The sequence below is a fragment of the Larkinella humicola genome, from assembly GCF_008727875.1.
GTDB classification, from domain to species: Bacteria; Bacteroidota; Bacteroidia; order Cytophagales; family Spirosomataceae; genus Larkinella; species Larkinella humicola.
In genome coordinates, this window is the sequence record NZ_VTWS01000001.1 from 290535 (window position 1) to 301865 (window position 11331).

An 11331-nucleotide genomic window follows, 5' to 3' on the forward strand; every position below is an offset into this window, starting at 1 on the left:
TGTTACGATGGATTGGGTATACAAATTACTCGCGAGGTAGATTGGTATGGCCGTGATGAGGCTAAAAACCAGGTGTTTTTGAAGTCCCGTTAGTCCCGCAAAGTCCGTATTTTCTGCTTTTTTCATATTTGTTGCATCCGCATGGGCTGGTTTGCATCCCAAAGCTGATCAAAATCTTCCACTCCGGTAAACATACCGGTTGAACTCGAAAAAAATGCTGACGGAAACCGTGTAGAGTCGCACCAAGTGTTTCAACCCCTCAAATCCGCATTCTGTCAGCCGGTTAGTCCGGTATAGCCTGATTTATTGCCGACGATCGTTGCGCCATTCATATTTGCTTGGCAAGTATGACAATTGCCGTTAGAACGACTACACTATGAAGTCTTTTTTTTCCATCCTCTTCCTGCTTATTGCCTTTTCAGCGTTGGCTCAGGTAACTCCTAAAACCATTCGCGGAGTCGTTAAAGATTCCCAAAATGAAACCGTACCGGGCGCGACCGTGAGTTTGTTAAGCGCTTCCGACTCGACCCTGGTACAGGGTGAAATCACCAACGGGAATGGTAAATTTGAGCTTAAAAGCTTGGCTACTAACCGGTATATTCTGCGTGTGTCAAGCGTTGGCAGCAACGATTACCGGAGTGGTCCCCTGACCATCGATGACCAGCACCCGGAGGTTTCGTTGCCGGTGATTATTTTAACGCCTTCAAAAACAATGCTAAACGAAGTGGTCGTAGTGGCCAAACGACCCTTGATTGAGCAGGAGATTGACAAAACCGTCGTCAATGTAGATGCGATGATTTCCAGTATTGGCAGTACTACGCTGGAAGTGCTCGAAAAAACGCCGGGTGTCACGGTCGGCACCGATGGCGAAATTAGCCTGAACGGAAAAGCCGGCGTATTGGTTTTGATCGACGGTCGGCCGACCTACCTGTCCGGGCCGGATTTGGCGTCGTATCTGAAGTCTTTGCCAGGCGGTTCGCTGGATAAAATTGAACTCATGACCAACCCGCCCGCCAAGTACGATGCGGCTGGCACGAGTATCATTAACATTCGTCTGAAAAAAAACCGGGTGCAGGGCTTTGTTGGGGATATTTCTGCCAGTTATAGCCAGGGCGTGACAGCACGAACCAATAATGTAATCAACGTCAATTATAACCGCAAGAAGATAAACCTGTTTGGTAGCATGGGATATAGCCGGGATGCCGATTATGCAGATGATTCGTATAACCGAATTCTTTACAATGAGAATTCTTTCGTTAACTCCTCGGTCGTTTTACAGAATAACCTTATGTACACCGTTCCCGGAGTCATGACCAGGCTGGGCATGGATTATGCCATTTCGGCCAAAACAACTTTCGGTTTTGTTGTCAATTATCAGAATCGCTCCAGGCAGGAAAGGCTCGATTATTTTAGTAAAAACTTTACGGCCAGGTCCGTTTTAGACTCGCTTGGAAAGGGGTACACCAATGGTCATTTCAACTGGCGCAATGTGGGTGTAAATGGAAATTTTCAGCATAAATTTAACCTGGAGGGCCGGGAACTTACGGCCGATGTCAACTACATTACCCACCTGACAACGGGCGAACAACGACTCACTACGATGATCAGAAGCGCCGACGGATCATTTACGAACCGCAGGGACTTTCTGTATAATCTGCCCTCGGAAATCGCCATTTATACGGCCAAAGCTGATTACGTGCATCCCTTAAAAAATAAGGCCGTTTTGGAAGCCGGTTTTAAATCCAGTTTTGTTACCACGGATAATGATTCCCACTATTATGCTGTATCAGGCAACGTTCAGACGCCGGATTATGGCAAATCCAACCATTTCATCTACCGGGAAACCATCCAGGCAGCTTACCTCAACAGCCGCAAAGAGTGGAAACGGATGGCCGCCCAACTCGGTTTTCGCCTGGAAAATACGCTGGTGAACGGTCGTCAGTTGGGAAATGCGGAAGTAAAAGCAACCACGTTCGATAAAAACTACACGCGGTTATTTCCAACGGCTTTTTTTCGGTACAAGCTGGATAGTTTGGGAAATAACACCCTGGCATTGAGCATAGCCCGTCGGATCAATCGCCCCAATTACCAACTGCTGAATCCGTTTTTATTTTACCGGGATGCGTATTCCTATATTTCCGGAAATCCACTGTTGAAACCGCAATACCATTTTCAGTATGAATTGAAGTACCAGCATAAAAATAACTTCGGCATTGCGTTGCAATACAATCAGTTTACCGATGTGATTTTCCAGACGACACAAGCCATTGATGACATTTTTATCACCAGTCCGAACAACGTGGCAAGCGGTCGCATTCTGGCAATGGCAACCAATCTGAATCAATCGCTCACAAAATGGTGGACATTAAATGCCAACTTAACCATTGCCCATATGGCATTAAACGGAGTGGCTTATTCTGAAAAACTTAACCCTGAAATCTACCAGGCCAGAATGAATCTTGTCAATCAATTGAAATTTGATAAAGGCTGGAATGGCGAGGTAACCGGTTTTTATGTTACCAAAGATTTGAATGGACAAAGGATAACAAATCCGCGTTACCGGATCAATCTGGCAGTGCAAAAGAAAGTATTAAAAGACAAAGGAAGTGTTCGGTTGTTAGCCGAGGATCTGTTTCATTCGTGGAATTTAAAAGACCGAACGGTCAGTCTGAAACAGGCCGATGCTTTTCATACCCAGATCACCGATACACGTCGGATTGGGGTGGCCTTTTCGTACCGGTTTGGCAAGGAAACCTTCGCCCGGAAACGCCGGCACAACGACAATGCCGCTGATGCGGAGAAAGGAAGAGTGGATTGAGGGGTACGGTATACGGTTTTCAGTTTATGGTTTACGGTTGCTGCTGCATTCATCAATAATGAATATTGAATAGAGAATAGCGAATGTAGAATGCGTCAGCAACCGTAAACCATAAACTGAAAACCTTATTTATAAAGCGCTTCGCGTTGTTGTTTCACGTTTTCATCTGTGAGGTACTCGTCGTAGGTCATCAGTTTATCGAGGTGGCCGTTCGGGGCAATTTCGATGATGCGGGTGGCGATGGTTTCGCCGAACTGGTGGTCATGCGAGGTGAACAAAATCGGACCTTTGAAGTCGATCAGGCCGTTGTTGAGGGCCGTAATGGATTCGAGGTCGAGGTGGTTGGTCGGTTCGTCCAACAACAGCAGGTTGGCACCCGAAAGCATGACTTTGGAAAGCATACACCGCACTTTTTCGCCCCCGGACAAAACCGTCGATTTCTTCAGCGACTCTTCGCCTGAAAACAGCATCCGGCCCAGAAAACCGCGGATGAAACTTTCGTCTTTCTCCACGGAAAACTGCCGCAGCCAGTCCACCAGGTTCAGGTCATTCTGGAAATATTTATCGCGACCGGTGTCATTCGGAAAATACGACGGCGTGATGGTAACGCCCCATTTGAATTCGCCCGAATCGGCTTTACGTTCACCGGCCAGTATATCGAACAGGGCCGTCACGGCCAGACCGTCGCGGCTGAACAGGAACACCTTGTCGCCCTTGCGCATCGAAAACGACAGGTTGGTGAACAGCCGGGCGCCGTCTTCGCTCGTGTAGGTCAGGTTTTCGACGTTCAGAATCTGGTCGCCGGGTTCGCGTTCCGGTTTGAAATTGATGTAAGGATACTTCCGGGACGAAGGCGCAATGTCGTCGAGCGTCAGCTTTTCGAGTAATTTCGCCCGGCTGGTGGCCTGTTTTGACTTGGAAGCGTTAGCCGAAAACCGCCGGATAAATTCCTCCAGTTCCTTGCGTTTGTCTTCCGTCCGCTTGTTCTGATCCTGGCGTTGTTTCAGGGCCAGTTGGCTCGATTCATACCAGAATGAATAGTTACCGGTAAAAAGCCGAACTTTAGAGAAGTCAATATCAACGACTTGCGTACAAACCTGATCCAGAAAGTGGCGGTCGTGAGAAACCACAATCACGGTATTCTTGAAATTGGCCAGGTAGTTTTCCAGCCACAGGCTCGATTCGACGTCGAGGTTGTTGGTCGGTTCATCCAGCAGCAGAATGTCCGGATTGCCAAACAGTGCCTGGGCCAGCAGCACCCGCACTTTTTCGGAACCGTTCAGATCGGCCATCTGGCTGTAGTGAAGGTCTTCTTTGATGCCCAAACCGCTCAGCAGTGAAGCAGCGTCCGACTCGGCATCCCAGCCGTTCATCTCCGCAAATTCGCCTTCGAGGTTGGCCGCCCGCTCGCCATCGGCATCCGTAAAGTCGGTTTTGGCGTAGAGGGCGTCCTTTTCCTGCATGATGTCATACAGGCGTTTGTTGCCCATGATGACGGTTTGCAAAACCGGAAACTCATCGTAGGCAAACTGGTTCTGGTTCAACACCGAAAGCCGTTCGCCCGGCGTGATGACGACTGAACCCGTCTGGGGTTCGATTTCGCCCGACAGGATTTTCAAAAACGTTGATTTGCCCGCTCCGTTGGCGCCGATCACCCCGTAGCAGTTGCCAGCGGTGAATTTTATGTTGACGTCGTCGAATAAAACCCGCTTGCCGTAGCGGAGTGAGACGTTTTGTACTGAAATCATTCGATTGCTCTCCTTGTTGAAATGAAGGTGCAAAGGTACGGAAATTTGCCTTTTTTTGCCATTTTACCGGCAAATGAATCTCAAAATGCAGCGAAAACCCCGACAGCGGCCGAAAGGCCCTGTCAGCGGTTTTCGCTTTTTCGGGATGGGGTGGACAGTAGTGTGTATAGTTGGGGAGGCTTTTAACCGCTGACAGGGCCTTTGGCCGCTGTCAGGGTTTAGTTCTTCTCAATTTTACTGGCGTCGTTAGCTCTTTGGTTGACGTTGGCCGGATTGCCTTTGTACCGGATTTTGCTGGCCCCGCTGGCTTCCGCCGTCAGCGATTGGGTCGCGGTAATTTCGGCGTGGCTGGCTCCCGATGCTTTCACGTTCACCGACTTGGCCGCGTAGTCGAAGGCTTCGACGTGGGAGCCGCCGGACGCATCGACGGTGAGCTGATTGATCAAACTGGAAATGGAATCATCACCGCCCGTCGTAATTTTGGACTCGATCAGTCGCAGTTTGGAACCGCCGGACACCACGGCATTCGTGCGGGTGGCGATCACTTCCCAAGATCCGTGCGCACCGCCGGAGAGCTCAATGTCCAAGTTGGTCAGATTCGCAAAGCCCTTCACGTTCGCATGAACTCCGCCCGAGAAGTTGGCACCCCGCAGGTTCGGCATCGTAATCGTGAAAGCGGTGCTGTATTTCCGGCTTCTATTGGTGCGGTAGTCGGCGAACAGGGTTCCGTTACGGACTTCCACATCCAGGTCATCCAGGTTGCGCTGATCGCCTTTGGCCATGATCTTGAAAGCCGGGCCGTTCTCCAGCGTAACATCAAAACCGCTGCCCATTTCCAGGCGGTCGAAACCCGTCAGTAAAAAAGCTTTCTCGCCTTCCTGCAGTGGGCCGATGTCTTCGCGGTTACACCCGGACAGAACGCTGGCGAAAATTGCCAATAGCGTTGCAAATAAAAAAAATCGTTTCATTGGTCGTTGTTGTTTATGTCACTCAAAATTGGCGTGAATCGGTTTGCGGTTCAAGTTATAGTTGGATCAACTGCGTTTTTTATAACCTGAACCGTCTGATTGCGGTTGTTAACCTAAATTCCTGTATGTTGGGATTGAATTTTTGGATGGGAACACGGATGGAGCGGATTAAACGGATTTTAATCAGCGTGAATCCGTCCAATCCGTTCCATCCGTGTTCCTATCATTACTTTCGCAATTGCTCATGGTATATCGTTCCTTTTTATCGCTTGTCGTCCTCGTATTCCACGTCGCGTCCTACGCCCAGTCGCCCTATAAACCGTGGATGATTGGCGAATTCACGAAGCAACATGCCGCCAACCCGGTTTTGGATGCCCAAAAAAACACCACCTTTGATTGTCCGTTGCGGGGCGAAACCGTACACTGGGAGGAAAAGGATGTCTTTAACCCGGCGGTAGTGGTTCGTAAAGGCAAAATCTGCATGATCTACCGGGCCGAAGATACCGTTGGAAAACACGCCGGAACCTCGCGGCTGGGACTTGCCGTCAGCACCGATGGCATCCATTTCAAGCGACGGCCCAAACCGGTTTTTTACCCCGACAACGACCCCATGAAGGTGTATGAGTGGGAGGGCGGCTGTGAAGATCCGCGGATTGTGGAAAGCCCCAACCGGGTCTATATCATGACCTATACGGCCTACGACGGCGACAAGGCCCGGCTTTGCGTGGCAACCTCCAGAAACCTGATCAACTGGAAAAAACAGGGGCTGGCGTTCGATGATCTGAAATACCGCAACGAATGGTCGAAGTCGGGTTCGATTGTGTGCAAACGCATCGGGAGCCGGTTGGTGGCCGAGAAAATCAACGGGAAATACTGGATGTACTGGGGAGATCAGCCGCAACTGTATTGCGCATCGTCGCCGGACCTCATCCACTGGACGCCCGTCGAAACCACCAACGGCAAACTGTTTGCGGTGGCCGAACGGCGGAAAGACAAGCACGATTACCGCCTGCTGGAACCCGGCCCACCCGCCCTGATCACTCCCAGTGGCATTGTGTTGCTGTACAACGGCATGAACCACGGGAAAGACGGCGACCGGGATTTGCCGGACGGAACCTACGCGGCCGGTCAGTTGCTGTTCGATGCCAGCGAGCCCACCAAACTCATCGACCGCTCCGAAACCTATTTCCTCAAACCGGATCAGCCTTACGAAATGGTCGGCCAGATCAACCACGTTTGTTTTATCGAAGGGTTAGTCCCCTACAAAGGCCAGTGGTTTTTGTATTACGGCACCGCCGATTCCAAAATTGCCGTCGCCACCGCCCCCGAAAAACCCTGAAACACAACCGACAACCAGCCCAACGGGCTGACAACATTAGCTCCGGATGCAATCCGGGTACGGATGATTCATTCCCGGATCGTTGCGATGATCCATCCCCGGATCGTTGCGGATGATCCATCCCCGGACCATTCGGCGGATGACACTACCGGATCATTGCAACACAAACAACACCAAACCGTTGGCCGGCAAGGCAATCGTAATGGAGCCATTTGAAGCTTGGTGAATGGCCCCGCCATTGCCCACGTTAGCCCCGCCGTAGAGTTCAGAATCACTGTTGAAAATTTCCTTCCAGCCGCCCGTGGGCAACCGGTACGAATCGCTGTGGATCGTATATTGATCGTAGGGCATGTTGTTCAGACTGGCGACGATCAGCACCTGCTCATGGCCGAGCCACCTTTTGAAGGCAATCACCCGGCTGTTGTCTTGGGCGTGCAGAATGTCGATGTTCCGGCTGCGAATGGACTGGAGTCGCTTGCTGACGGCAATCAAATCCTGGTAAAACCGGTACATGTTGGCGCCCAAACCGTTGCGTTCTCCCAGCAAATCTTCCCGTAAATGGATGAATGTATCGTACTTGTAGCGATTCCGGGCGCCAATTTCTTCGCCCATGAAAAACATCGGGGTTCCGGCGGAAAGCAGCGATAAACCAAAAACCGTTCGGGAGCGCATTTCGGCCCAAAACCGGGTAGTGGGCGTCATTTCGGCGTTGTTGACCGCCACCACCATCGTCCGCGCCGTGCTTTCCGACAGCGGGCCGTCGTGGTTTCCGGCTTCGTCGTGCGATTCGTGAAAAACCACCGTGCTGTACTGGCCTCTGGTGGAGTGAAGCCGCAAACTGGCGCATGGGCAGCGGATCGTTGTACCCAAAACCGGCTTTTTCCAGCAGCCGGGCTTTCGAATCCTGGCCTTTGGCGTCGCCAATCAGGTGGTGGTAGAAATCGACGTACCAGGTTGCATCGAAGCCCAGCCCACCGCCAGCCGCCGGTTTGGTGACGGCATCCCAGCCCGTGTGATCCTCCGCAATCAGCATGACGTTGGGGCGGATCATTTTCAGCGTGCGGCTCCATTCGCGCAGCAGTTTCTGCCCGAATTGGTTGGCGCGACCCACTAAATGGCCGTTGGCGTGGAGCACATTGTCGCGGTGAATGGCCTGCGTCAGATCGACCCGCAAACCGTCGATGTGCATTTCGTCGATCAGAAAAGCCGCACTGCTGATGAATTGTTGCCGAACGACTTCTTCCGAAAACCGGGGTGTCCAGCCGCTCGAACCGTTGTCGAGATAACCGCCGTCGGAATGCGCGTAATCGCTCGAATGCCCTTCGTACCAGTAATAGATGTTGTCTTCGGGCCGCGTTGAATCATACTGCCACTGCGCCCGGTCGGCGGCATAATTGTAATGGTTATAGACTACATCCTGGAGAACAGCGATGCCCCGACGGTGGCATTCGCGCACAAAATGACGGTATTGGTCGTGCCCACCGGCGCTGGATTCGATCACAAAGTGGTGGGTTCCGCCGTAGCCCCAGGCAATGCTGCCGGTAAATTCGGCCATCGGCAACAGCTCGATGGTGTTGATTCCCAGGGCCGTCAGATAATCCAGCAGGGCCAGCGCATCCGTCAGGTCGCCCGGTTGGTCTTTCCCGAAACCGAGGGAGCCGATGTGCAATTCGTAAATCACCAGATCGTCCACGTGTGCCGGAAGCGGCAGGTTGGGTGTAAATTCATCCGCCCAAAATTCAGTGGCCGGAACGAGAACCGGCGCTTGGTCGGAAGGTGGTTCAAAATCGCGGCTGATGGTGTCGGGATCGATGATCAGACTGCAACTGATGGCACCATCCAGGGTTTCGATGGTGCCTGGCCAGCTTGGGTTATTTTCCGGATTGATGCCACCACAACCGATCTGGCTGCGGGAGAAAATGTCGGTGCGGTATACAGTTTCGCCCTGCGCAGTCACCAGTTGGTACATGTAGGGCAGGCGCTCGTAGGTTTTAAAACCGGGCAGAATCGTACTTCTCCAAATTCCGTCGTCGGACGGTTTGACCAGCGGAATGGGCGGTCGGGTTGGATCGATGCCAGTTCCGTCGTTGGCAATATAGCCCGAATCCGGCAACCCGAAAACCACCTGAACGGCCTGCGCGTTGGGCGCCCACACCGAGAACTGAAGTGCCGGTTCGGCGTCGGTTTCGGAATACACCTTGTTGGCCCCCAACCGCCGACTGAAGGTGAGGTAATACCGTTCGGTCTGGCTATCGGATTCGGCATTCAGTCGAAACGAACGGAACCGGTCTACGGAATATGGATTCGGCACTTCCGTCGGAATGCCCCATTGGTTCGGTCGCTCGGGGCCATCCAGCCGAACACCCCAGTGAAAAAAGGGGTCGTCGCCATCGTCCTGAAGCGGGATGGTTGCCTGAAACGCCGGACAGCCATCGTCGCCGGTGATTTCCAGCATGGGCGTATCGGTCCACAGATCGGAATAGTGGCCGGTTTCGTCCCAGCTTCCGCGCAGGATAGCGTTTGAGAACAAGGGGCTTTTGATACCGGTGAGGTAGAGGAAGGTAACGGTTTTGGTCGCCATGATCGTCAGGTTGTATGCTGACAGAAAGATACTTGCCGGCGGTTTTGAATAACAGACTTATTGAGTGTTCGGCAGCTACACCGCAGAACCCTAACGGGGTTCCGCATGGATAACCCCGGACAGAGTCCGGGGCAGCGGGAGATCACACCATCGGGGCAAGTCTGTCAGTAGCCTCAGAGTCTATCAGCCTCCCCGAACTCTGTCAGTAGTACCAGACTCTATCAGCTGCTCTGGGCTCTATCGCGGCCTACGGACTCTGTCAGCCTCCCCGGACTTTGTCCGGGGTTACCCATGAGTCAAGCCCTTCGGGCTTGTTGTGAGGGAATGCACACTCGGTTGTATTACAGGAGATCAATCGTGCCTTTCCCCGCATCCAGCCGCAGCACCTTCGTTACGCAGGTCGGAATTTCCTCGGCGTAGTGCGACACATACAGCAGCGTCCGTTCCGGCGACTGGCATAGTTCATCGACTAAATCCCGGAACCGGGCGATGTGGGCCGGATCGAGGTTCTGGCAGGGTTCGTCCAGCACGAGCAGGGGAGGGTTTTTCACCAGAGCGCGGGCCAGCAACACCCAGCGTTGTTCTCCCGTCGAGAGTTGCGCCAGCCGCTTGTCGCGCAGGGGCTGGATGCGCAGCAAGTCCAGCATAAATTCCATTTGTTCAGTTTGGTCTGGGGTCAATTTGCGAAAAAGTCCTGCCGTGTCGAACAGGCCGGAAGCCACCACTTTCCAGACCGGTTGCTCGCGGGGAAAATACAGGTGGAGTTCCGGCGACACAAAACCAATGTTCCGTTTGATATCCCAGATGCTTTCGCCGGTGCCTCGTTTTCGGTCAAACAGTTCATACTCATTGCGGTAGCTCTGCGGATTGTCGGCCGTGATCAAACTCAGCAAGGTGGATTTTCCCGAACCGTTGGGACCCAAAACCGCCCATTTTTCACCCCGTTTCACGTCCCAGTTGATCGCGTTCAACACCACTTTCTCGCCGTAACTCACCGTCACATTCCGCATCCCGATCGCAGTATGGAACGAAGTTGCCGAGGTGTTCAGCCAGCGGGGGAGCAGGGCCGGGTCGGTCAGGGTTTCGGGGGCGGATTCGGGCAGTGCGGGTCGTTCGGCTTTCGGTCCCTGCCAACTGATTTGGCCGTCCGTCAATTCAGCAACGTGCGTGATGCAATCCGGAATTTCGCGGGGTGTCGTCACCAGCACCAGCGTCGTTCCTTCGGCGGCAATCCGGTTCAAAATCCCGTGCAGCCGTTCGCGGCTATCCACGTCCAGACCGCCGAACGGGTTGTCGAGCAGCAGAATTTCGGGACGGCGTAAGAGCGAGCGGGCCAGCAGCGTCCGGCGGGTTTCGCCGTTGGAGAGCGACGTGAGATGGCGGTCCAGCAAGTGCGTAATATGCACCCAGTCAGCTACTTCGGCCAGCCAATCTTCCGGAAAAGCCGGTGGCGGTAATTCGACGGAATGTTCATTGACGGTTCCGGTGGGCTTGATCCGGTGTTGCAAAACCTCCCAAACCGTCGGCGCTTCTTCCGCCGAATCAGCATTAAACCGCTGTTGGTAGTACCGGGCCGACGAAGCCACCTGCCGGTCGAACCGGTAATCATTTGCCACCTGCTCGACCACTTCCCGCAAAACACCCACCGGGTGAGCATACGCGCCACTCGCCACGGGCAACCGCCCGCTCAGGGCATCGAGGAACGTACTTTTTCCCGAACTCGTAGGCCCCAGAACCGCCCAGTGTTCACCGGGTTTCAGGGTCCAGCTCAGGTTCTGTAAAATAAGGCCGGTGGGCCGGCGAACGGTGGCATTTTGTAAAGAAAGTAACGGACTGATAGACATTTCAATGGAATTAACGATAATAGGACTTATGTC

Annotated in this window: 7 protein-coding genes; 2 read left to right on the top strand and 5 right to left on the bottom strand. The window is 53.0% G+C overall.

Annotated elements, in window-relative coordinates; all coding sequences use genetic code 11:
* Window positions 1-376 precede the first annotated feature (376 nt).
* Window positions 377-2818 carry a TonB-dependent receptor gene (locus F0P93_RS01360; RefSeq protein ID WP_150874585.1) on the top strand — a complete coding sequence of 814 codons (2442 nt, stop codon included), beginning with the start codon at window positions 377-379 and terminating at the stop codon, window positions 2816-2818.
* A 125-nt stretch (window positions 2819-2943) separates the two neighbouring features.
* Here F0P93_RS01360 and F0P93_RS01365 read toward each other — a convergent pair whose 3' ends face one another.
* On the bottom strand, window positions 2944-4566 hold the full coding sequence (locus tag F0P93_RS01365) for an ABC-F family ATP-binding cassette domain-containing protein (protein WP_150874586.1): 1623 nt from the start codon (window positions 4564-4566) through the stop codon (window positions 2944-2946).
* 218 nt (window positions 4567-4784) lie between these two features.
* Window positions 4785-5534 (bottom strand): head GIN domain-containing protein, encoded by a 750-nt coding sequence (locus F0P93_RS01370; protein WP_150874587.1) that lies wholly within the window; start codon window positions 5532-5534, stop codon window positions 4785-4787.
* 244 nt (window positions 5535-5778) lie between these two features.
* Between F0P93_RS01370 and F0P93_RS01375 the strand changes: the two genes are divergently transcribed.
* On the top strand, window positions 5779-6873 hold the full coding sequence (locus F0P93_RS01375; protein WP_150874588.1) for a glycoside hydrolase family 130 protein: 1095 nt from the start codon (window positions 5779-5781) through the stop codon (window positions 6871-6873).
* Window positions 6874-7026: 153 nt separating this feature from the next.
* Here the strand turns inward: F0P93_RS01375 and F0P93_RS31680 are convergent, their stop codons facing one another.
* The 3 genes from F0P93_RS31680 to F0P93_RS01385 all read right to left on the bottom strand — a co-directional run bounded on the left by F0P93_RS31680 (window position 7027) and on the right by F0P93_RS01385 (window position 11298).
* The gene (locus tag F0P93_RS31680; protein ID WP_225309326.1) at window positions 7027-7287 is read right to left on the bottom strand and encodes an alpha amylase C-terminal domain-containing protein; all 261 of its coding nucleotides are present in this window, start codon (window positions 7285-7287) and stop codon (window positions 7027-7029) included.
* Window positions 7256-9454, bottom strand: coding sequence for an alpha-amylase family glycosyl hydrolase (locus tag F0P93_RS01380; protein ID WP_225309327.1), 2199 nt, complete (start codon window positions 9452-9454; stop codon window positions 7256-7258). Before F0P93_RS01380 ends, F0P93_RS31680 begins: the two co-directional genes overlap by 32 nt.
* 341 nt (window positions 9455-9795) lie before the next feature.
* Window positions 9796-11298 (bottom strand): ATP-binding cassette domain-containing protein, encoded by a 1503-nt coding sequence (locus F0P93_RS01385; RefSeq protein ID WP_150874589.1) that lies wholly within the window; start codon window positions 11296-11298, stop codon window positions 9796-9798.
* Between the last annotated feature and the right edge of the window lie 33 nt (window positions 11299-11331).